A 21,591-nucleotide genomic window follows, 5' to 3' on the forward strand; every position below is an offset into this window, starting at 1 on the left:
CGCTGTGCTGAAGGCGACGCTCAGGAGCTTCCTCGCGCACAAGGGCCGGCTGGTGCTCTCCGCCCTTGCCGTCATCCTCTCGGTCGCGTTCGTCGCGGGCAGTCTGATCTTCTCGGACACGGTGACGCGTACCTTCGACCGGCTGTTCGCCTCCACCTCGGCCGATGTGACGGTCGGGCCGGAGGAGGACCTCGACGAGGCGGTGCCGTCCGGGCGCACGCCGACCGTGCCCGCACGCCTGAAGGAGCGGGTCGCGAAGGTCGAGGGCGTCGCGGACGCCCACGTCGACGCGTCCGTCGACAACATCACCGTCGTCGACCGTGACAACGAACCGGTCGGCTCGACGACCGGCGCGCCGACCGTCGCCACCAACTGGTACCCCACCGACCGCAGCCCCGTGGAGCTGACCTCGGGCCACGCGCCGCGCGGCGCGGGCCAGGCGATGCTGGACGCGGACACGGCCGACAAGAAGGGCGTGGAACTCGGCGACACCCTGACCGTCCTCGCCCGCCCCGGCTCGTTCAGGGTCGAGATTGTCGGCATCGCCACGTTCACCACCACCAACCCCGGCGCCGCCCTCGTCTTCCTGGACACCCCGACCGCGCAGCGGAAGCTGCTCGGCGTCCCGGACGCGGCCACGAGCATCTCCGTGACCGCCGCCCCGGGCGTCGACGACGACACGCTGAAGCGCCGCATCGCCGCCGAGGTCGGCGCGGGCTACGAGCTGGAGACCGCCGAGGAACAGGCCGAGTCCGCCGCCGCCTCGCTCGGCGGCTTTCTGGACGTCATCAAGTACGTGATGCTGGGCTTCGCCGGTGTCGCCGTGCTCGTGGGCATCTTCCTGATCGTCAACACCTTCTCGATGCTCATCGCCCAGCGCACCCGTGAGCTGGGCCTGCTGCGCGCGCTCGGCGCCGACCGCGGCCAGGTGCGCCGCTCCGTGCTCTTCGAGGCGCTGCTGCTCGGCCTGGTCGGCTCGACGCTGGGGCTGGCCGCCGGCATCGGTCTGGCCCTCGGCCTCATCGAGCTGATGGGCGCGCTCGGGATGAACCTGAAGTCCACGGAGATGGTCCTCAACTGGGCGACCCCCGTGGCGTCGTACGTCGTCGGGGTCGGCGTCACGTTCGTCGCGGCGTACCTCCCGGCGCGCAGGGCCGCCCACGTCTCGCCGATGGCGGCGCTCGCGGACGCCGAGATCGTCGGCGTGGGGCGGCCGTTGAAGGTGCGGGCGGTGGCGGGTTCGGTCGTCGCGGTGGCCGGGGCTGCGGCCCTGGTGGGCTGCGTGGTCGCCGACACGACCTCCTCGGCGGCGTCGCTCCTCGGGCTCGGCATCGTCCTGACGCTCGTCGCCACCGTCATCGCGGGGCCGCTCCTGGTGCGCCCGGTGATCCGGGTGCTCGGCGGGGCGTTCCCCGCGGTCTTCGGTCCGGTCGGCCGGATGAGCCAGCGCAACGCCCTGCGCAACCCGCGCCGCACGGGAGCCACGGCGGCCGCTCTGATGGTGGGGCTCGCGCTGGTCGGCGGTCTCTCGGTGGCGAGCGCGTCGATGACCAAGTCGTTCGACCGACGGATCGACGAGACGCTCGGCGCCGACTTCGTCGTACAGAACGCCAACTTCATGCCGTTCTCACCGGAGATCACGGCGAAGATCGAGGACACCGGCGGCGCGGGCCTCGTCGTGCGCCAGCGCTTCAGCCCCATCGAACTGGCGCTCCCCGACGGCGAGAAGGTCGAGTCGACCGCCGCGGGCTACGACCCGCGGCTCGACGACGTCGCCGACATCACGTACGCCGAGGGGAGTTCGCGCGCCGCACTCGCGCCCGGCCGCATCGGCATGGACAAGGACTTCGCGCACGAGCACGGGGTGCGTGTCGGCGACGCCCTGGCGGCGACGTTCCCCGGCGGGCGGGAGACGAAGCTGACGGTGGAGGCGCTCACCGATCAGGACGCGCCCGAGGGGTTCGGCATCGAGGGCGGGCTCTTCCTCGGGCTGAAGACGGTCGAGAAGTACGTGCCGGACGGACAGGACTCGGCGGTCTACGTCAACGCGGCGTCCGGCACGGACGCGGACACGCTGCGCGAGCGGCTGGAGAAGACCCTCGATCCGTATCCGCAGGTCCAGGTCCGCGACCAGGCCGACTACAAGGAGCTGATCCGGCAGCAGATCGCTGTGATGCTCTACCTCGTCTACGCGCTGCTCGGCCTCGCGATCGTCATCGCGGTACTGGGTGTGGTCAACACCCTGGCCCTGTCGGTGGTGGAGCGCACCCGTGAGATCGGGCTGCTGCGCGCCATCGGGCTCGGGCGGCGTCAGCTGCGCCGGATGATCCGGCTGGAGTCGGTGGTGATCGCGGTGTTCGGGGCGCTGCTCGGCCTCGCGCTCGGGCTGGTCTGGGGCGTCGCCGTACATCAGGTGCTCGCGCTCCAGGGCATGAAGGAACTCGCGTTCCCCTGGGGGACCATCGTCGCCGTGGTGATCGGCTCGGTGGTCGTGGGCCTCGCCGCGGCGTTGCTGCCCGCCTTGCGCGCCTCCCGCATGAATGTACTGGCGGCCATCGCGCACGAGTGATGGACTGAGGCCCCGCCGTCAGTCAACCTGCTTGTACGCGAGGAGAGTTCATGGCCAGGCCGTTCCGTTTCGGCGTCACCATGGTGAGCCTGTCGACAGGGGACGAATGGCGTGAGAAGTGCCGCCAGGCGGAACGGCTCGGGTACGACGTGATCCTCGTCCCCGACCATCTGGGCGCGCCCTCGCCGTTCCCCGCCGTCGCGGCCGCCGCCGAGGCCACCGAGCGGCCGCGCGTCGGCACGTTCGTCCCAGAAGCTCTTCTACTTCACCGACCCCAACGGCTACGTCATGGCCGTCACCCAGAAGCAGACCTGGTAGCGATGCCCGCGACCCTGCGCCGCGTCACTCCCGCCGAACGCCGTACCCGTCTCACCCACCGGCATCTCCTCACCCCTGAGCGCCGCGCCACCGACGCCACGGCCGCCGCCCACGCCCTCGTCGGCCTGCACGCGACGGACGGCCACCGTCTACCTCAGCGCCGCCGCCCGCCTGCACGCGCCGACCCCCGCCCTGATCGACCGGGCCCTGTACGGCCCGGATGACGAGGCCCCGTACGGCACGGGCGACGAGGCCCCGTACGGCACCGGCGGCCTGGTCCGCATGCGGTGCGTGCGCCGCACCATGTTCGCCGTCCCCGCCGACCTCGCCCCCGTGCTGCACGCCGCATCGGTCACCGACACCCACAACCAGCGGTCCAGCGCGTTCAAGCGACTGGCCGAGGCGGTCGGCTGGGACGAAGCCCGCTACCTGGCCGCGGAGGCCGACCTCCTCGCCGCGCTCGCCGCACTCGGGCAGGCCACCGCCGCCGAACTCGCCGCGGCCCTCCCGGCTCTCGCCGAGCAGATCGTCACCTTCCCCGGCAAGCCCTACGCGTCCCGCCGGCGGATATGCACGACGGTCCTCGGCGTCCTCGCCGCCGAAGGGCGCGTGCGCCGCGCCCGGCCGGCCTGCCGGTTCCTGGACCTCCGCCCGGTTCCGCTGGACCGTCGGCACCCCCTCCCCGAGCTGCCCGCCGACGAAGCCCGCACCGACGTGGCCCGCCGCTGCCTCGCCGCGTTCGGGCCCGCCACCGCCGACGACCTCAAGTGGTGGACCGGCTGGACCGTGACCCACACCCGCAAGGCCATCGCCGCCACCGGCGCGGAGGCCGTCGAACTCGACGAAGGCACCGGCTACCTCCTCCCCGAGGACGCCCCGCCCCCGACGCCGGACGAGCCCCGCGCGGCCCTCCTGCCCGGCCTCGAACCCACCTCCATGGGCCGGCGCCACCGCGCCTGGTATCTCGACGACGCCCACACCGGCGCCCTGTTCGATCGCAACGGCGACATCGGCCCCACCATCTGGTGGGACGGACGCGTCATCGGCGCCTGGGCCCAGCGCTCCGCCGGGCCCATCAGCCACCGGCTCCTGACCGACCCCGGCTCGCGGGCCCGCGCCGCCGTCGACGGCGAGATCAGCCGCCTGCGAGCCTTTCTCGGCACCACCCGCGTCACCCCCTGCTACCGCACACCAGTGGAACGCCGACTCGTCGCCTGACGCCCCCTCTTCCCGGTCCGCGTCGTGCCCGCATCGTGGAAAGCCCGTGCATGGCGACGCGGACCGGTGATGGGATGGCCCCATGGACGATCTGCGGATAAGGGCTGCCGCGCCCGAGGACCTGGACGCGGTGCTGGCCTTCTGGAAGGTGGCCGCCGAGGGCACGAGCATCAGTGACGACGGCGAGGGGGTGGAGCGGCTCGTGGCCCGCGACCCCGAGGCGCTGATCCTCGCCGAGCGCGGCGGGGAGCTGGCGGGCACGGTCATCGCGGGTTTCGACGGCTGGCGCTGCCACCTCTACCGCCTCGCCGTCCACCCGGACCACCGCCGCCAAGGTGTGGGGGCGGCGCTGCTGGCCGCCGCGGAGGAGCGTTTCGTACGCCTCGGGGGGCGGCGCGGCGACGCGATGGTGCTGGACCGCAACGAACTCGCCCACCACGCTTGGCGCGCGGCGGGTTACGCCCCCGAACCGCAGTGGAGCCGGTGGGTGAAACCCCTCACGGACTGAACCCCGGCCGTGCGTCTTCGACCGGGGTTCGAGAGCGTTCGAGAGTTGCTTTGCTGATCCTTTACCATGGACCACTACTCGTATCCGACTGAAAGGTGTGAGCGTCCGCCCATGGGCGAGCCTCCTAGTACCCGACATCGCGCGTTCCCCCGGCCCCTGCCCGATCATGGGACGGAGGTGACCCGATGACCGAAGTGCTCCTGCTCCTCGCGGCGGTGCTGCTCTGCGTGGCCTGCGGTGTCTTCGTCGCGGCGGAATTCTCTCTGACAACGGTCGAGCGCAGTGAGCTGGAGCGGGCCGCGGAACGTGGCGAGCGCGGCGCCGCCGGCGCCCTCAAGGCCGTCAAGAACCTCACCTTCCAGCTCTCCGGCGCCCAGCTCGGCATCACGGTCACCAACCTGGTGGTCGGCATGCTCTCCGAGCCGTCCATCGCCAAGCTGATCTCGGGCCCGCTGCGCGACCTCGGCCTGCCCCGCTCGGCGGCGTCCTCGGTGGCCCTGGTCATCGGCACGGCCCTGTCGACGGTCTTCCTGATGGTCATCGGCGAGCTGGTCCCCAAGAACTGGGCGATCTCCTCACCGCTCGCCATCGCCAAGCGGGTGGCGACGCCGCAGCGGCTGTTCAGCGCCGCGTTCCGGCCGTTCATCGCGCATCTCAACAACACCGCGAACCGTTCCGTACGCCGCTTCGGCCTGGAGCCCACCGAGGAGCTCGCCTCCGCGCGCGGCCCCAAGGAGCTGATCGCGCTGGCCCGGCACTCCGCGCGGGAGGGCGCACTGGAGGCGGACACGGCAGAGCTGTTCGTGCGCACGCTGAACCTCGCCGACCTCAGCGCGGAGAACGTGATGACGCCGCGCGTCCAGGTCATGGCCCTCGACGCGCACGCCACCTGCGAGGACGTCGCGAACGCCACGCGCGCGACCGGCCTGTCCCGCTTCCCCGTCTACCGCGGCAACCTCGACACGGTCGTCGGCGTCGCCCACATCAAGGACGTCCTCGCCGTGCCCGCCGAGCGCAGGCCGCGGGTGTCCGTCGCCGAACTGATGCGGGAGCCCCTGCTCGTACCGGAGTCACTGACCGTCGACCGCCTTCTCGACCGGCTCTCCGGCAAGCGCACGATGGCCGTGGTCATCGACGAGTACGGCGGTACCGCCGGGGTCGCCACCCTGGAGGACATCGTCGAGGAGGTCGTCGGCGAGGTCCGCGACGAGCACGACCCGCACGAGACGCCCGACATCGCCCTGAGCGGTACGGACGACCACGGCAGGACGCTCTACTCCGCCGACGGCGCCGCGCGCACCGACCAGCTCGCGCGGGTCGGCCTGCGGGCCCCCGACGGGCCCTACGAGACGCTCGCCGGACTCGTCGCGACCGAGCTGGGCCGTATTCCGGCCGTCGGCGACAGCGTCGAGGTCGGCAGCTGGCGGCTCGACGTCACGGACGCCGCGGGGCGCCGCGCCGCACGCGTACTGCTGCACGCCCCGCTGACCGAGGACGAGGCGGAGGACGCCCGATGATCGCCATCCAGTTGCTGATCGGTTTCGCGACCCTCGTGGTCAACGCCTTCTTCGTGGGCGCCGAGTTCGCCCTCATCTCCGTACGCCGCAGCCAGATAGAACCCCGAGCGGAGGAAGGCGACCGCCGCGCCAAGAGCGTGATGTGGGGCCTGAAGCACGTGTCGGCGCTGCTGGCGGCGGCGCAGCTGGGCATCACGCTCTGCACGCTCGTCCTCGGCGTCGTCGCGGAGCCCGCGATCGCGCATCTCCTGGAGCCCGCGTTCGACGGGGTGGGCGTGCCGCACGGCCTGGTCCATCCCATCTCCTTCGTCATCGCGCTGGCCCTGGCGACGTACCTGCACATGCTGCTCGGCGAGATGATCCCCAAGAACATCGCGCTCGCCGAGCCGGTGCGCACGGCACTGCTGCTCGGGCCGCCGCTGGTGGCGCTCGCCCGGGCGCTGCGGCCGGTGATCTTCACGATCAACGCGTTCGCCAACGGCCTGCTGAAGCTGTTGCGGGTCGAGGCCAAGGACGAGGTCTCGGCGAGCTTCTCGGACGACGACCTGGCCCGCATGGTCAAGGACTCCGGTGACGCGGGGCTGATCGACGGCCGTGCGCAGGAGCGGCTGCACGACGCGCTGGAACTCGGCCGCCGGCCGGTCAGGGACGTCGTTCTGCCGCTGGAGAACGTGGTCTACGCGCGCGTGGGCGTCACCCCGGAGCAGTTGGAGAACCTCTCGGCCGAATCAGGGTTCTCCCGCTTCCCGGTCGTCGACGAGGGCCGTCGCATCGTCGGCTATCTCCACGTCAAGGACGCCCTGGACCGGGCGCCGCGGGACCTGCCGTTCCGGGTGCCGGACATGCGGAAGATCGCCCAGGTGCGCGAGACGACGCCGCTGGACGACGTACTGACCGCGATGCGGGGCAGCCGTACGCATGTGGCGGCGGTCCTCGGCTCCGACGGCAGGCTCGCCGGGATGGTCACGATGGAGGACGTCCTGCGGGAGCTGTTCGGCCAGCCTGTGTGAGCGGCGGGGGGATGCCGTCCTCAAGCACCGTCCCGGCACCTCCCCCGCCCCTCGCTGACGGCCGTGCCCGGCGCGTTACCATCGCTTTTGCCATGCAGATAAATGCCAACTACACCAGTTTCGTCGCGGTCGGCGACTCCTTCACCGAGGGCATGTCGGACCTGCTGCCCGACGGCACCTACCGCGGCTGGGCCGACCTCCTGGCCGCCCGGATGGCCGCGTACAGCCCCGGCTTCCGGTACGCGAACCTCGCGGTGCGCGGCAAGCTCATCGGCCAGATCGTCGCGGAACAGGTGGACGTGGCGGCCGCCATGCAGGCCGACGTGATCACTCTGGTGGGCGGGCTCAACGACACCCTGCGTCCCAAGTGCGACATGGTCCGCGTACGTGACCTGCTCGAAGAGGCGGTGGAGCGCCTGGCGCCCTCCTGCAAGCAGCTGGTCCTGATGCGCAGCCCCGGGCGGAACGGCCCGGTGATGGAACGGTTCCGTCCGCGCATGGAGGAGCTCTACGCCCACGTCGACGTCCTGGCGTCCCGGCACGGAGCCGTCGTCGTGGACCTGTACGGCGTGCCCGTCCTGGGCGACCAGCGCCTGTGGGACGTGGACCGGCTGCACCCCACGGCCGAGGGGCACCGCAGGATCGCCGAGGCGGTGTGGCAGGCGCTCGGGTATCCACCCGAGGACGACTGGCGGACCCCGCTGTCGGCGGCCGCCCCGCTGAACTGGGCCGCGCGCCGCGTCGCCGACGCCCGCTTCGCCCGGCAGCACCTCGCGCCCTGGATAGTCCGCCGCCTCACCGGCCGCTCCTCCGGCGACGGCCGCCCGCCGAAGCGTCCGGAGCTGCTGCCCTACGACGGGCCGCTGCCGTAGCGGCCCCCGGCGGGCTCTCGTAGCTTCCGACGAACGGGGGCGTGGCGCTGGCCTGCATGAATGGCCAGTAGAATCCGTACACGTGACTGCTGCGCCTGCAAAGCCCCGTATCCCCAACGTCCTCGCGGGACGTTACGCCTCCGCCGAGCTCGCCACCCTCTGGTCGCCCGAGCAGAAGGTGAAGCTGGAGCGTCAGCTCTGGCTCGCCGTGCTGCGTGCGCAGAAGGACCTCGGGATCGAGGTGCCGGACGCCGCGATCGCCGACTACGAGCGCGTCCTCGACCAGGTCGACCTGGCTTCCATCGCCGAGCGCGAGAAGGTCACGCGCCATGACGTGAAGGCCCGTATCGAGGAGTTCAACGCCCTCGCCGGGCACGAGCACGTGCACAAGGGCATGACCTCGCGCGACCTCACCGAGAACGTCGAGCAGCTCCAGATCCGGCTCTCCCTGGAGCTGATCCGCTCCCGCACCGTCGCGGTCCTCGCCCGGCTCGGCAAGCTCGCCGGTGAGTACGCCGAGCTGGTCATGGCGGGCCGCTCCCACAACGTCGCCGCGCAGGCGACGACGTTGGGCAAGCGCTTCGCGACCGGCGCCGACGAGCTCCTCGTCGCCTACCGCCGCCTGGACGAGCTGGTCGCCCGCTACCCGCTGCGCGGCATCAAGGGTCCGGTCGGCACTGCCCAGGACATGCTCGACCTGCTCGGCGGCGACGCCGGGAAGCTGGCCGACCTGGAGCAGCGCATCGCCTCGCACCTCGGGTTCGAGACGGCCTTCACCTCGGTCGGCCAGGTCTACCCGCGCTCCCTCGACTACGACGTGGTGACGGCCCTGGTGCAGGTCGCCTCGGCGCCGTCCTCGCTGGCGAAGACCATCCGCCTGATGGCCGGGCACGAACTGGTCACCGAGGGCTTCAAGCCGGGCCAGGTCGGCTCGTCCGCGATGCCGCACAAGATGAACACCCGCTCCTGCGAGCGCGTCAACGGCCTCACCGTCATCCTGCGCGGCTACGCCTCGATGACCGGCGAGCTGGCGGGCGACCAGTGGAACGAGGGCGACGTCTCCTGCTCGGTCGTGCGCCGTGTCGCCCTGCCCGACGCGTTCTTCGCGCTCGACGGTCTCCTGGAGACCTTCCTGACCGTGCTCGACGAGTTCGGCGCCTTCCCGGCGGTCGTCGCGCGCGAGCTGGACCGCTACCTCCCCTTCCTCGCCACCACCAAGGTCCTGATGGCCTCGGTGCGCGCGGGCGTCGGCCGCGAGGAGGCCCACGAGGCCATCAAGGAGAACGCGGTCGCCTCCGCGCTCGCCATGCGCGAGCAGGGCGCCGAGCGCAACGAACTCCTCGACAAGCTCGCCGCGGACTCCCGCATCCCGCTGGACCGCGCCCAGCTCGACGAGCTGATGGCCGACAAGCTGTCGTTCACCGGTGCGGCGAGCGACCAGGTCGCCACCGTCGTGGCCCAGGTCGAGGCCCTCCTGAAGCAGCACCCGGAGGCCGCGGCCTACGCGCCGGGCGCGATCCTCTGACGCACGTGTCGTGAACGGCGGCCCGGGGCGCGATGCCCCGGGCCGCCGTGTTGGCCGTGGTCCGAGCCCGACAGGTTCTGCCCTGCGCCCTACAGGCCCACGTCCCTGCCGCGGAAGTCCTCCAGCGATTCACGGCGGACCAGCAGCCTCGCGTGCCCGTCGGCCACCGCCACCACGGGCGGGCGGCCCACGAGGTTGTATCCGGAGGCCATCGACAGGTGGTACGCGCCCGCGACCGGGACGGCGAGCAGGTCCCCGGGGCGTACGTCGCCGGGGAGCCGGACGTCGGAGGCGAGGATGTCGCCGGCCTCGCAGTGGCGCCCCACCACCGTCACCGGTTCCGCGGCGGCCGTGGCGCGCCTGCCGACCAGGCGGGGCGCGTACCGCACGCCGTACAGCGCGGGCCGCGGGTTGTCGCTCATGCCGCCGTCCACCGCGACGAACGTCCGCCCCGACGTCCGCTTGACCGCGAGCACCCGGTAGAGCGCCACCCCGGCGGGACCCGCGATGGCCCGGCCCGGCTCCACCACCAGCCGCGGCACGGGCAGGCCCGCCGCCGCGCAGCTCTCGGTCAGCTCGGCGCGCACCTTCCGGGCGAGGGAGGCGATGTCGAGCACGTCCTCACCCGGGCGGTACGCGATGCCGTGCCCGCCGCCGAGGTCCAGTTCGGGGAGGGTGACCCCGTGCTGGTCCTTGATCCTCGCCATCAGCCCGACCAGGCGGCGGACCGCGCAGAGGAAGGGCTTCTCCGTGGTGATCTGTGAGCCCAGGTGGCAGTGCAGGCCGACCAGTTCCAGCGTGGGCTGGCCGAGGACGCGGGCGACGGCGTGCTGGGCGGAGCCGTCCGTGAGGGACAGGCCGAACTTCTGGTCGTCCGTACCCGTGCGGATCTTGGCGTGTCCACCGGCGGCGATGCCCGGCACCACCCGGACCATCACCTTCTGGCGGCTGCCCGGCGGGACGGCGGCGGCCAGCCGGGCGATCTCGGAGGCGCTGTCGATGACGATGCGGCCGACACCGAGGCGGAACGCCGCGCGCAGGTCGTCGGGGCTCTTGGCGTTGCCGTGCAGCACGATGCGGTCCGCGGGGAAGCCCGTGGTGACGGCGAGTTCCAGCTCCCCCGCCGAGCAGACGTCGAGGCCGAGGCCCTCGTCCGCGATCCAGTGCGCCATCGCGCGACACAGGAACGCCTTGGCGGCGTACAGGACTTCGGCGTCCTTGAAGGCCCGCAGATAGGCGCGGCAGCGGGCGCGTACGTCGCCTTCGTCGAGGAGGTAGGCGGGGGTGCCGAAGCGCTCGGCGATCTCGGTGAGCGGGACGCCGGCGACGGCCAGGTCGCCGGCCGCGAGCGGTGTGGTGGACGCGGGCCAGACGGACAGGTCCGCACCTGGGGCGGCGGCTGCCGGGGCGGCGGGGGCGGCGGCTGCGGGCGGCGCCGGGTCGGCGGGGCCGGGGAGCGGGGGTACGTGCAGAGTGGTCATGGCAGGTTCCTCTTCGCCTCGTCCTCAGCCGATCCCGAGCGTGCGTGCGCTGACCCGGGCCGCCGCCGCACCGATGACCCGCGGCACATCCACCGGCCTCGGGTCCTGGCCGCGCCACGGGGTGCCGTAGCGCTCGCCGGGCCGGTTCGGCGCCGCTTCCACGGGGTGCGCGGCCGGCCTCGGATCGACGGTGAGGCCGCTGACGCCGAGCGGCGCCGCGAGGGCGCGCAGAGCCTGTTCGGAGAGTCTGATCCAGGGCTGCCGGGCGCCGAGGGCGGCGCTCAGACGCTGCGGGGTGGTGAACGCGACGGCGGTGCGCTCGCCCACGGGGGTGCGGAACAGGCGGGCCACGCAGCCCGCGGGTCCCGGCCGGACGGGGACGAACAGGGGCCCGGCCGGGCCGGGTTCACAGGGCTCGGGGTCCTCGTCGCGCAGAAGCTCGGCCATGGGGTTCCTCCAGTGGAGAGAAGGGGAGAAAAAGACCTGCGGCACGCGAAGACGTTATGCCCGGCACGGAGTGCCAACCGATCCTCGATAACGCATTGTTGACGCGTCGAGGCCCCTCCCTGACGCGATACTGGCGTCCGCCCCCCTGACCATGGGGGCCGCGCCGAGATCGCCGGGGGCCGCACGGCCCGTCCGGTGGCACGGCGCTTTTCACCCGAAGGTCTCACGAGATCTCGCAAGGTCTCGCAAGGTCTCATTCCGCAGGAGCGTTTATGATCGAGCTTCCCCTCCACCGCCTGCCCACCGCGCCCCGCTGGTTCACCACCGGCGCTCCCGGGCCCGCGTCCCTGCACGAGCACGTCACGGCCACGGGGGTGGGCGCCTGGTGGGGCGACCACGCCCTGAGACCACGCGCCGTGGCGGTCTCGTGCGCGGGCCATGTCCTGCTGAGCGGCGATCCGGGGAGTGTCGCCCCCGCCTTCCTGGCTCCTTTCGCCCACAGTCACGTCGAGGCACCCGTCCGCTTCCTGCCGGTGCTCGGTGCCGCCTTCGATCGGGTGATTCCGGTCGAACGCATGGTGTACGTCCACCGCGAGCCGGCGGCCCCGCCGCGTCCGCCCGAGGGGGTGACCGTCCGCCGTCTGGAGCCCGACGACGCCGCGGCGCTCGCCGCGCTCTCCCCCGAAGCCGCGTGGATACACGCCAGTTGGGGCGGCCCGGCGGGGTTCGCCGCCTCGGGGCACGCCTGGGGCGCGGTCGGCCGGGACGGCCGGATCGCCGCCGTCGCCTGCGGCTACTTCGTCGGCGAGGCCTACGAGGACGTCGCCGTGTTCACCGTGCCCGAGCGCCGCCGCGAGCAGCTGGCGCTGGCCTGCGTCACCTCCCTGTGCAAGGACATCACCGCGCGCGGCCGGACCGCGAGCTGGTCCTGCGGGAGCGACAACCGGCCCAGCCGCCTGCTGGCGTGGAACGCCGGATTCCGGCTACACCGCGAGTACGTGCGGTACGCCACGGGAAACCCGGCGGCGCGGCCCCAGCACGCGCCGCGCGTCACCGCCTGACAGCCGAGGGCGGGCGCCCCTCCACCGCTGCCCCGACGCCGCCGTCGGCGCTAGCCGTCCGCTCGTTCGAGATCAAGAGCGATCAGAAGAGGGCAAGGTCACAGCCCTTGATGGCACCGCGTGCCATGGGTTGCGCCCTAGCATCGGGGCATGACGGTCCTGCCTGACGACGGGCTTTCCCTGGCCGCCGAGTTCCCTGATGCGACCCATGAGCAGTGGCAGCGCCTGGTGGAAGGCGTGCTGCGCAAGTCGGGTAAGGACGTATCGGGCACGGCCGCCGAGGAAGCACTGTCCACCGCGCTTGAGGACGGGCTCACCACCCGCCCCCTGTACACCTCCCGTGACGCCGTGCCCGCTGTCGGCCACCCCGGCTTCGCCCCCTTCGTACGGGGCGCCACACCCGGCGGCAACGCCGCCACGGGGTGGGACGTGCGCCAGCGCCACGCGAGCACCGATCCCGCCCGCGCGAACGAAGCCGTGCTCGGTGACCTGGAGAACGGCGTCACCTCGCTGTGGCTCGGCGTCGGCGCCCATGGCGTACCGGTCTCCGGGCTGGCGCGGGCACTCGACGGCGTCTATCTGGACCTCGCGCCGGTCGCGCTCGACGCCGGCGCCGAATTCGGCTCGGCGGCGCGCGAGTTGTTCCGCCTGTACGAGGCGGCGGGTGTCCCGAAGGAGTCGGCGCGCGGCACGCTCGGCACGGACGTGCTCGGCCACGAGGCCCGCTCCGGGGAGGCGCTGGACCCGGCGGAGGCCGTCGAGCTGGCCCGGCTGTGCGGGCGGGAGTACCCGGGGCTGCGGGCCCTCGCCGTGGACGCGCTGCCGTACCACGAGGCGGGCGGCTCGGCCGCGCAGGAGCTGGGCGCCTCGCTCGCCACGGGCGTCGCCTACCTGCGCGGGCTCACCGAGGCCGGGCTGTCGGTCGAGGAGGCCTGTGCGCAGCTGGAGTTCCGTTACGCGGCGACCGCCGACCAGTTCCTGACCATCGCCAAGCTCCGCGCGGCGCGCCGCCTCTGGGCGCGGGTGGCCGAGGTGTGCGGCGCGCGTGGCGCGGGGGCGCAGCGGCAGCACGCCGTGACCTCGCCGGTGATGATGTCCCGCCGCGACCCATGGGTGAACATGCTGCGCACGACCGTGGCGTGCCTGGGCGCGGGGGTCGGCGGCGCCGATGCCGTCACCGTACTGCCGTTCGATCACTCGCTGGGTCTGCCGGACGCCTTCGCGCGCCGCATCGCGCGCAACACCTCCACGATCCTGATCGAGGAGTCGCATCTGGCCCGCGTGATCGACCCGGCGGGCGGCTCCTGGTACGTCGAGCGGCTGACGGACGAACTGGCGCACGCCGCATGGGAGTTCTTCCAGGAGATCGAGCGCGCGGGCGGCCAGGCGGCGGCCCTGCGCTCCGGGATGATCCGCGAGTGCCTCGCCACCACGTGGGCGGCGCGCGGCAAGAAGCTCGCCGAGCGGCGCGAACCGATCACCGGCGTCAGCGAGTTCCCTCATCTGAGGGAGCGGCCCGTGGAGCGGGAGCCCGCCCCGGCCGTGCCTGCCGGTGGCCTGCCTCGGGTGCGCCGCGACGAGGCGTACGAAGAGCTGCGTACCCGCTCCGACGCCCACCTGGCGTCGACCGGCGCGCGCCCCAAGGTGTTCCTGGCCGCGCTCGGCCCGGCCGCGGCGCACACCGCGCGGGCCGCCTTCGCCGCGAACCTCTTCCAGGCGGGCGGCATCGAGGCCGTGCACGAGCCGGCGACGGTGGACGCGCAGACGGCCGCCGACGCCTTCAAGGCCAGCGGTGCGACGGTGGCGTGCCTGTGCTCCAGCGACGCGCTCTACGCCGAGCAGGCCGAAGCGGTCGCCCGCGCGCTCACATCGGCGGGCGCTCAGCGAGTGTTCCTCGCGGGGCGTGGCACGTACGACGGCGTCGACGCGTACGTCTACGCGGGCTGTGACGCCGTGGCCGTGCTCTCCTCCACCCTCGACCGTATGGGAGTGGCGTAATGCGCATCCCCGATTTCTCCTCCGTCGACCTGGGTCCCGGCGCGGACGCGGAGGGCTCGCACGAGCAGTGGCGCTCCGCGGTGAAGGAGTCCACAGGCAGGTCCGAGAGCGATCTGCTGTGGGAGACCCCCGAGGGCATCGGGGTCAAGCCGCTGTACACGGGCGCCGACCTGGAGGGCCTGGACTTCCTGGGCACCTATCCCGGTGTGGCCCCGTATCTGCGTGGCCCCTACCCGACGATGTACGTGAACCAGCCCTGGACGATCCGGCAGTACGCGGGTTTCTCCACCGCCGAGGAGTCCAACGCGTTCTACCGCCGCAACCTCGCGGCCGGGCAGAAGGGCCTGTCGGTCGCCTTCGACCTGCCGACGCACCGCGGTTACGACAGTGACCACCCGCGCGTGACCGGCGATGTCGGCATGGCGGGCGTGGCCATCGACTCCATTTACGACATGCGTCAGCTCTTCGACGGCATTCCGCTGGACAAGATGACGGTGTCGATGACGATGAACGGCGCCGTGCTCCCCGTACTGGCGCTGTACATCGTGGCGGCCGAGGAACAGGGCGTACCGCCCGAGAAACTCGCCGGGACCATTCAGAACGACATTCTCAAAGAGTTCATGGTCCGCAACACCTACATCTATCCGCCGAAGCCCTCGATGCGGATCATCTCCGACATCTTCGCGTACACCTCGCAGAAGATGCCGCGCTACAACTCCATCTCCATTTCCGGCTATCACATCCAGGAGGCGGGTGCGACGGCCGATCTGGAGCTGGCGTACACGCTGGCCGACGGCGTGGAGTATCTGCGGGCCGGGCAGGAGGCGGGGCTCGACGTCGACGCGTTCGCGCCCCGGCTGTCGTTCTTCTGGGCGATCGGCATGAACTTCTTCATGGAGGTCGCCAAGCTCCGCGCGGCGCGCCTGCTCTGGGCGAAGCTGGTCAAGCAGTTCGATCCGAAGAACGCCAAGTCGCTCTCGCTGCGCACCCATTCGCAGACGTCGGGCTGGTCGCTGACCGCGCAGGACGTGTTCAACAACGTCACGCGTACGTGCGTCGAGGCGATGGCGGCGACGCAGGGTCACACCCAGTCGCTGCACACGAACGCCCTCGACGAGGCGCTCGCCCTGCCGACCGACTTCTCCGCGCGCATCGCCCGCAACACCCAGCTGCTCATCCAGCAGGAGTCGGGGACGACGCGGACGATCGACCCGTGGGGCGGCAGCGCCTACGTCGAGAAGCTGACGTACGACCTGGCGCGCCGCGCCTGGCAGCACATCGAGGAGGTCGAGGCGGCGGGCGGCATGGCGCAGGCCATCGACGCCGGCATCCCCAAGCTGCGTGTGGAGGAGGCCGCCGCGCGCACCCAGGCGCGGATCGACTCGGGGCGCCAGCCCGTCATCGGGGTCAACAAGTACCGCGTGGACACCGACGAGCAGATCGACGTCCTGAAGGTCGACAACTCCTCGGTGCGCGCCCAGCAGATCGCCAAGCTGGAGCGGCTGCGCGCCGAGCGTGACGAGGCCGCCTGCCGGGACGCGCTGCGCGCGCTGACCGCGGCGGCCGAGCACGGCCCGGGCCAGGGCCTGGAGGGCAACCTGCTCGCGCTCGCGGTGGACGCGGCCCGTGCGAAGGCGACGGTCGGTGAGATCTCCGACGCGTTGGAGAGCGTGTACGGGCGGCACGCGGGCCAAATCCGTACGATCTCCGGTGTGTACCGCACCGAAGCAGGCCAGTCCCCGTCCGTGGAGCGCACGCGCGTGTTGGTGGACGCGTTCGACGAGGCCGAGGGACGCCGACCGCGCATCCTGGTCGCGAAGATGGGCCAGGACGGCCACGACCGCGGCCAGAAGGTGATCGCGAGCGCCTTCGCCGATCTGGGCTTCGACGTCGACGTCGGCCCGCTCTTCCAGACCCCGGCGGAGGTCGCCCGCCAGGCTGTCGAGGCCGACGTGCACATCGTGGGCGTCTCCTCGCTGGCAGCGGGGCATCTGACCCTCGTACCGGCGCTGCGCGAGGAGCTGGCCGCCGAGGGCCGCGACGACATCATGATCGTCGTGGGCGGGGTCATCCCGCCGCAGGACGTCGAGGCGCTGCACGAGGCGGGTGCCACGGCGGTGTTCCCGCCCGGCACGGTGATCCCGGACGCGGCGCACGACCTGGTGAAGCGACTGGCGGCCGACCTCGGCCACGACCTGTGAGCCGGTGAGCGCCGACCCATGCCTGTGACGATCGACATCGATACGTATGTGAAGGGCGTCCTCGACGGGAAGCGCGCGTACGTCGCGCGGGCCATCACCCTCGTCGAGTCGACGCGGCCGCAGCACCGGGCGCTCGCACAGCAGTTGCTGACCGAGCTGCTTCCGCACAGTGGGCGGGCGCGGCGGATCGGTATCAGCGGGGTGCCGGGTGTCGGCAAGTCGACGTTCATCGACGCGCTCGGCACGATGCTCACCTCGCTCGGCCATCGGGTCGCGGTGCTCGCCGTCGACCCGTCGTCGACGCGCACGGGCGGCTCCATCCTCGGTGACAAGACCCGCATGGAGCGGCTTTCGCTGGACCCCGCCGCGTTCGTACGTCCGTCCCCCTCCGCGGGGACGCTCGGCGGGGTCGCCAAGGCGACGCGGGAGTCGATCGTGGTGATGGAGGCGGCGGGTTACGACGTGGTCCTGGTGGAGACCGTGGGCGTCGGTCAGTCGGAGACGGCGGTCGCGAACATGGTCGACACCTTCCTGCTGCTGACCCTCGCCCGCACGGGTGACCAGCTCCAGGGCATCAAGAAGGGCGTCCTGGAGCTGGCGGACGTGATCGCCGTGAACAAGGCGGACGGTCCGCACGAGCGGGACGCCCGCTCGGCCGCGCGGGAACTGGCGGGGGCGCTGCGGCTGATGCACCCGGCCGACGCCGCGTGGACGCCTCCCGTGCTCACGTGCAGTGCCCGGGAGTCGAGCGGCCTGGACACGCTCTGGGAGCGGCTGCAACAACACCGCGCCCTGCTCGACTCGACGGGCCGCCTCGCCGCCAAGCGCCGCGACCAGCAGGTCGACTGGACGTGGTCGATGGTGCGCGACGAGCTCCTGGGCAGGCTGCGCGGGCACGCCGAGGTGCAGCGGGTGACGCCGGACCTCGAACAGCGCGTCCGCGAGGGCACGTTGACCGCCACCTCGGCCGCAGAGCAGATCCTGGACGCCTTCCAGGGGCACGACCCCATTGACGTCCAGGGCCACACTCCCCGCTGACGTCCAGGGCCCCCCCGGTGAACGGAGCCATCCGCGCCATGAACGCCACCGACGGTGCCACCTCCGGAACCGCACCCGTCCTGCTCCGCCGCGAGGGCCGCGCCGGTCACCTCGTCCTGAACCGGCCGCGGGCCATCAACGCCCTGAACCACCCCATGGTCCGGTTCATGGAGGAGGTCCTCGACGCCTGGGAGGGCGACGCGTCGGTGGCGACGGTGGTGCTCACCGGCGCCGGCGAACGGGGGCTGTGCGCGGGCGGTGACATCCGCTCCATCCATGACGACGTCAGAGCGGGCGGCCGGGCGGCGTCGGCCGCGTTCTGGCACGACGAGTACCGCCTCAACGCCCGTATCGCGCGCTACCCGAAGCCGTATGTCGCCGTCATGGACGGCATCGTGATGGGCGGCGGTGTGGGCGTGTCGGCGCACGGCAGCGTGCGGGTGGTCACCGAGCGCTCCCGGGTGGCGATGCCGGAGACCGGCATCGGGTTCGTGCCCGACGTGGGCGGCACCTATCTGCTGACGCGCACACCGGGCGAGCTGGGCACGCACCTGGCACTGACGGGCGCCGCGGTGGGCGCGGGCGACGCGGTGCTGTGCGGCCTCGCCGACCACTACGTGCCCTCGCGGCGTCTGGCGGAGTTCACCGCCGCCCTCGCCGACCGTGCGGCGTCCGAAGTCGTACGGCAGTACGCCGAAGCGGTCCCGGACGGTGAACTCGCCGCGCACCGCCCATGGATCGACCACTGCTACGCCGCGGACTCCGTCGAGGAGATCGTCGCCCGGCTGTACGCCGTCGGTGACCGGCACGCGAAGGAGGCCGCCGAGACGATCCTGACGAAGTCCCCGACCTCCCTGAAGGTCACGCTCGCGGCACTGCGCCGGGCGCGTGAACTGCCGTCCCTGGAGGCGGTCCTCGACCAGGAGTACCGCGTGTCCTGCGCCGCGCTCGGCTCCCCCGACCTGCCCGAGGGCATCAGGGCGCAGGTCGTCGACAAGGACCGCAGGCCGCGCTGGTCGCCCGCGCGGCTGGAGCAGGTGACGGAGGCGGACGTGGCCCGCTTCTTCGAGGAGGCCGACGCCGAGCCCCCGGGCCGAGGCTGACAGGCCGCCCGCCCCCTCCCGGACACACGCCTCAGGGCGGATCGATCCCGGTGACCACGGCAAGGAGCTGGAAGGGCAGCTCCTTGTCCCACTGCGCGACGCCGAGGGCTATCCAGCGGCCGTCCACGCGCCACAGGTGCAGGTCCGGCACGGACGAGCTGAGCTGGGCCCACGGCTCCGGTATCTCCTCGGCCTCGCCCTGGCCATCGGCCCCCAGGGCGGCGTCCATCGTGCGCTCGAAGAGGCTCGCCAGGCTGAACCTCTGGGGCGGCCCCCAGCGGTCGCCGAGCAGGACGGTCAGGGCGTCCCGCTCGGCCTCGTACTGTTCCTCGACGAAGTCCCGCCGAGAGCCGTCGTCCTCCCAGAAGGTGTCGCTCGTCAGTAACTCGGCGATGTGGTACCCGGGGCCTTCACAGCCGCACTCCGACCTGCCGTGCTCCGCCGGGAACTCCCGGGAGCGCAGCAGGTCGATCACGGCGAGATGCTGTGCGGTGCTCATGACGTCCAGTAAAGCGGGCACCACTGACAATCGGTCACGCGTCGCGGCGCCGCACGGCCCACCAGCCGGCGAGCAGCGCGGCCGCCGCCCAGGCCGCGGTCACCGCAAGTCCGCTCCAGGGGCCGAGCGTTCCCGTCGGGTCCTCGTGCGGCACCTGCTGTCCCGCCTTGTCGGGCAGGAACTCCGCGGCGCCGCTCGCCACACCGCCGACGACGAAGGACACGATGAGAGTGAAGGGGAATCAGGATGCCCAGGACGGCGACGCCGCTGCGCAGTACGGCGGTCAGTCCCGCCGCGAGGAGCGCCAACAGCGCGAGGTGGACGCCGCCTCCGACACAGGCCCGCAGGGCGCCGGGGTGGCCGAGCCCGATGGCCTCCTCTCCCAGGAACGCCTGACCGGTCAGGAAGGTGCCGAAGCCGGTGGCGAGAGCGGCGAGCAGCGCGAGGCCGCCGACACCGCCATCTTGGCGCCGTAGAAGAGTCCTCGGCGCGGCACCGCGGCGAGCGAGATCCGCAGCGCGCCGCTCGCGTACTCGGACGCGACGGCGGTCGTGCCGAAGCCGATGGCCGCGATCTGCCCGAAGTTGAAGGCGTAGAAGGCGCCGAAGAGCGGATCGGAGTCGGCGCCGTCCGTCTCCTGCGTCCCGACCGTCGCGAAGACCAGGGCGGTGACGGCGACGGTCACCGCGAACACGGCGATCAGCGAACCCAGTGAAGACCGCAGTGATGTGATCTTGAGCCATTCGGCGTGGGCCACGGGCAGCGCGGCGTTCGCGGGCCTGTTCGGCATGGTCAGTTCTCCCGGCGGGAGGTGGGGCGGGGCGTGGGGGTGGGCGTGGGGGTGGTGGCCACGAACTGGGTCTCGTCCACCGTCAGGGCCAGATACGCCTGCTCCAGAGACGCCTGCTCGTCTGCTTGTCCAGGAGTTCGAGCAGCGGGATGCCGACAGTCGCGGCGAGCACACCGACGTCCTCGGCTCTCGCCCCCTCGACGGTCCAACGGGCGTCGCGGGTAAGGCGCACCGCGTAGCCCTTTCCGGCCAGGGTGTCGCGCAGCCGCTCCGGCTCCGTCGTCCGGCGGCCCCCGAGCGCCCGGCCCGCCCTCACCGACGCCGAACGCCTCCTCTCCTCGGCGCGTGCCTCGGGCGCGACGGTGGACGCGGACGTCACGGGCCCCGTGGAGCGGCTGCCCGGGCCGGTGTCCCGGGAGGGCTACCGCATGCTCCAGGAGGCGCTGACGAACGTACTGCGGCGCTGTGGTCCGGTGCCGGTGCGGCTGCGCACAGCCGTCGACGAGACCCGTCTGGTGATGGACGTACGCAACGCGCTGCCGGCGTGGACCGTGGCACCGCGCGCGGCGGCAGCGGGCTGCGCGGCATCCGGAAGCGGGCCACCCTGCTCGGCGGCCTGGCGATGACCGGCCCGCGCGGAGGCGAGTGGCAGATGCACGTCGAGCTGCCGCTCACGTATCTAGGCTGGCCGGATGCCCGTCACCGTGCTCCTCGTCGACGACGAACCCCTCGTCCGCGCGGGCCTGCGCGCCGTCCTGGAGGCGCAGCCGGACATCCGGGTCGTCGGTGAGGCGGCGGACGGCGCCGCGGTGCTCCCCCTGGTCCGCGAGCCGCGGCCGGGCGTGGTCGCCATGGACGTCCGCATGCCGCTGTTCGACGGCATCGAGGCCACCCGCGCGGTGCTGCGCACGGTGCGGGACACCCCGAAGATCCTGGTCGTGACGACCTTCGAGAACGATGAGTACGCGTACGAGGCGCTGCGCGCGGGCGCCGACGGGTTCCTGCTGAAGCGGGCCGGACCCGCGGAGATCGTGCACGCCGTACGGCTGATCGCCGAGGGTGAGTCACTGCTCTTCCCGGCGGCGGTGCGGCAACTGGCGGCGCGTACGCCGAGGAGCGGGGCAACGCCGAGGCGCGGGCCGCGCTCGACCGGGCGGCGCTCACCGAGCGTGAGGCGCAGGTGCTGCGGCTGATGGCGCGCGGCCTGTCGAACGCGGAGATAGCGGCCCATCTGTTCGTCGGCACCGAGACGGTCAAGTCGCATGTCAGTGCCGTCCTCGCCAAGCTGGGCGCGCGCGACCGGACGCAGGCGGTCGTCGCCGCGTACGAATCCGGTTTCGTCTCACCGGCATGACGGCCGTACGCAGGGGGAACGCGGGCCCGCCCCTCGCCGCCGCACCCTCCTGCGAGTACGATCCGGCCATCACGCGCACGAG

General features: G+C 72.4%; 16 protein-coding genes and 4 pseudogenes. 15 read left to right on the forward strand and 5 right to left on the reverse strand.

Annotated features, from left to right (window positions below; translation table 11 throughout):
* The first annotated feature begins 4 nt into the window (after nucleotides 1-4).
* From ACOBQB_RS12365 to purB, 8 genes and pseudogenes are all read left to right on the forward strand, one after another.
* Nucleotides 5-2,569, forward strand: a complete 2,565-nt coding sequence (locus ACOBQB_RS12365) for an ABC transporter permease (RefSeq protein WP_423591389.1) — start codon at nucleotides 5-7, stop codon at nucleotides 2,567-2,569.
* 50 nt (nucleotides 2,570-2,619) lie between these two features.
* A pseudogene (locus tag ACOBQB_RS12370) lies at nucleotides 2,620-2,826 on the forward strand (LLM class flavin-dependent oxidoreductase); the annotation flags it as partial.
* Between the two features lie 352 nt (nucleotides 2,827-3,178).
* On the forward strand, nucleotides 3,179-4,105 hold the full coding sequence (locus tag ACOBQB_RS12375) for a DNA glycosylase AlkZ-like family protein (RefSeq protein WP_423591391.1): 927 nt from the start codon (nucleotides 3,179-3,181) through the stop codon (nucleotides 4,103-4,105).
* Nucleotides 4,106-4,187: 82 nt separating this feature from the next.
* Nucleotides 4,188-4,613: a GNAT family N-acetyltransferase gene (locus ACOBQB_RS12380; RefSeq protein WP_423591393.1), complete on the forward strand. Its 426-nt coding sequence runs from the start codon at nucleotides 4,188-4,190 to the stop codon at nucleotides 4,611-4,613.
* Nucleotides 4,614-4,798: 185 nt separating this feature from the next.
* Complete coding sequence (locus ACOBQB_RS12385) at nucleotides 4,799-6,130, forward strand: hemolysin family protein (RefSeq protein WP_423591395.1); 1,332 nt, start codon at nucleotides 4,799-4,801, stop codon at nucleotides 6,128-6,130.
* A complete protein-coding gene (locus ACOBQB_RS12390) occupies nucleotides 6,127-7,140 on the forward strand; it encodes a hemolysin family protein (protein WP_423591397.1) in 1,014 nt (337 codons plus the stop codon). The genes ACOBQB_RS12385 and ACOBQB_RS12390 overlap by 4 nt, the downstream gene beginning before the upstream one ends.
* Before the next feature lie 92 nt (nucleotides 7,141-7,232).
* On the forward strand, nucleotides 7,233-8,012 hold the full coding sequence (locus tag ACOBQB_RS12395; RefSeq protein WP_423591399.1) for an SGNH/GDSL hydrolase family protein: 780 nt from the start codon (nucleotides 7,233-7,235) through the stop codon (nucleotides 8,010-8,012).
* A gap of 82 nt (nucleotides 8,013-8,094) precedes the next feature.
* Nucleotides 8,095-9,537 (forward strand): adenylosuccinate lyase, encoded by a 1,443-nt coding sequence (gene purB, locus ACOBQB_RS12400; protein ID WP_423591401.1) that lies wholly within the window; start codon nucleotides 8,095-8,097, stop codon nucleotides 9,535-9,537.
* A gap of 89 nt (nucleotides 9,538-9,626) precedes the next feature.
* Here purB and lysA read toward each other — a convergent pair whose 3' ends face one another.
* Together lysA and ACOBQB_RS12410 are read right to left on the reverse strand one after the other, a co-directional pair.
* Nucleotides 9,627-11,018, reverse strand: coding sequence for a diaminopimelate decarboxylase (lysA, locus tag ACOBQB_RS12405; protein ID WP_423591403.1), 1,392 nt, complete (start codon nucleotides 11,016-11,018; stop codon nucleotides 9,627-9,629).
* A 24-nt stretch (nucleotides 11,019-11,042) separates the two neighbouring features.
* A complete protein-coding gene (locus tag ACOBQB_RS12410; protein WP_423591405.1) occupies nucleotides 11,043-11,465 on the reverse strand; it encodes an SAV_915 family protein in 423 nt (140 codons plus the stop codon).
* Between the two features lie 272 nt (nucleotides 11,466-11,737).
* On the opposite strand from ACOBQB_RS12410, the gene ACOBQB_RS12415 reads away from it, so the two are divergent.
* The 5 genes from ACOBQB_RS12415 (at nucleotide 11,738) to ACOBQB_RS12435 (ending at nucleotide 18,866) form a co-directional block, all read left to right on the forward strand.
* Nucleotides 11,738-12,526 (forward strand): GNAT family N-acetyltransferase, encoded by a 789-nt coding sequence (locus ACOBQB_RS12415; protein WP_423591407.1) that lies wholly within the window; start codon nucleotides 11,738-11,740, stop codon nucleotides 12,524-12,526.
* Between the two features lie 150 nt (nucleotides 12,527-12,676).
* A complete protein-coding gene (mutA, locus tag ACOBQB_RS12420; RefSeq protein WP_423591409.1) occupies nucleotides 12,677-14,524 on the forward strand; it encodes a methylmalonyl-CoA mutase small subunit in 1,848 nt (615 codons plus the stop codon).
* A complete protein-coding gene (scpA, locus tag ACOBQB_RS12425) occupies nucleotides 14,524-16,725 on the forward strand; it encodes a methylmalonyl-CoA mutase (RefSeq protein WP_423591411.1) in 2,202 nt (733 codons plus the stop codon). Before mutA ends, scpA begins: the two co-directional genes overlap by 1 nt.
* Nucleotides 16,726-16,743: 18 nt before the next feature.
* A complete protein-coding gene (meaB, locus tag ACOBQB_RS12430; protein ID WP_423591413.1) occupies nucleotides 16,744-17,763 on the forward strand; it encodes a methylmalonyl Co-A mutase-associated GTPase MeaB in 1,020 nt (339 codons plus the stop codon).
* 38 nt (nucleotides 17,764-17,801) lie between these two features.
* A complete protein-coding gene (locus tag ACOBQB_RS12435) occupies nucleotides 17,802-18,866 on the forward strand; it encodes an enoyl-CoA hydratase/isomerase family protein (protein ID WP_423591415.1) in 1,065 nt (354 codons plus the stop codon).
* Between the two features lie 31 nt (nucleotides 18,867-18,897).
* On the opposite strand, the gene ACOBQB_RS12440 is transcribed toward ACOBQB_RS12435, so the two are convergent.
* The 3 genes and pseudogenes from ACOBQB_RS12440 to ACOBQB_RS12450 form a co-directional block, all read right to left on the reverse strand.
* On the reverse strand, nucleotides 18,898-19,365 hold the full coding sequence (locus ACOBQB_RS12440; RefSeq protein ID WP_423591417.1) for a hypothetical protein: 468 nt from the start codon (nucleotides 19,363-19,365) through the stop codon (nucleotides 18,898-18,900).
* 34 nt (nucleotides 19,366-19,399) lie between these two features.
* A pseudogene (locus tag ACOBQB_RS12445) lies at nucleotides 19,400-20,155 on the reverse strand (ABC transporter permease).
* 82 nt (nucleotides 20,156-20,237) lie between these two features.
* On the reverse strand, nucleotides 20,238-20,387 hold the full coding sequence (locus tag ACOBQB_RS12450) for a hypothetical protein (protein WP_423591419.1): 150 nt from the start codon (nucleotides 20,385-20,387) through the stop codon (nucleotides 20,238-20,240).
* Nucleotides 20,388-20,442: 55 nt separating this feature from the next.
* Between ACOBQB_RS12450 and ACOBQB_RS12455 the strand changes: the two are divergent.
* Nucleotides 20,443-20,828: pseudogene (locus tag ACOBQB_RS12455) on the forward strand (sensor histidine kinase); the annotation flags it as partial.
* 19 nt (nucleotides 20,829-20,847) lie between these two features.
* Nucleotides 20,848-21,509 (forward strand): annotated as a pseudogene (locus tag ACOBQB_RS12460) (response regulator).
* The last annotated feature ends 82 nt before the right edge of the window (nucleotides 21,510-21,591 follow it).

The sequence above is a fragment of the Streptomyces sp. G5(2025) genome (assembly GCF_049542075.1).
Taxonomy (GTDB): domain Bacteria; phylum Actinomycetota; class Actinomycetes; order Streptomycetales; family Streptomycetaceae; genus Streptomyces.

Bases quoted from the DNA above. Each gene is read 5' to 3' on its own strand.
- ACOBQB_RS12380 (WP_423591393.1), top strand. From the start codon at position 4,188: ATGGACGATCTGCGGATAAGGGCTGCCGCGCCCGAGGACCTGGACGCG.
- ACOBQB_RS12385 (WP_423591395.1), top strand. From the start codon at position 4,799: ATGACCGAAGTGCTCCTGCTCCTCGCGGCGGTGCTGCTCTGCGTGGCC.
- ACOBQB_RS12390 (WP_423591397.1), top strand. From the start codon at position 6,127: ATGATCGCCATCCAGTTGCTGATCGGTTTCGCGACCCTCGTGGTCAAC.
- ACOBQB_RS12395 (WP_423591399.1), top strand. From the start codon at position 7,233: ATGCAGATAAATGCCAACTACACCAGTTTCGTCGCGGTCGGCGACTCC.
- lysA (WP_423591403.1), bottom strand. From the start codon at position 11,018: ATGACCACTCTGCACGTACCCCCGCTCCCCGGCCCCGCCGACCCGGCG.
- ACOBQB_RS12410 (WP_423591405.1), bottom strand. From the start codon at position 11,465: ATGGCCGAGCTTCTGCGCGACGAGGACCCCGAGCCCTGTGAACCCGGC.
- ACOBQB_RS12415 (WP_423591407.1), top strand. From the start codon at position 11,738: ATGATCGAGCTTCCCCTCCACCGCCTGCCCACCGCGCCCCGCTGGTTC.
- mutA (WP_423591409.1), top strand. From the start codon at position 12,677: ATGACGGTCCTGCCTGACGACGGGCTTTCCCTGGCCGCCGAGTTCCCT.
- scpA (WP_423591411.1), top strand. From the start codon at position 14,524: ATGCGCATCCCCGATTTCTCCTCCGTCGACCTGGGTCCCGGCGCGGAC.
- meaB (WP_423591413.1), top strand. From the start codon at position 16,744: ATGCCTGTGACGATCGACATCGATACGTATGTGAAGGGCGTCCTCGAC.
- ACOBQB_RS12435 (WP_423591415.1), top strand. From the start codon at position 17,802: ATGAACGCCACCGACGGTGCCACCTCCGGAACCGCACCCGTCCTGCTC.
- ACOBQB_RS12440 (WP_423591417.1), bottom strand. From the start codon at position 19,365: ATGAGCACCGCACAGCATCTCGCCGTGATCGACCTGCTGCGCTCCCGG.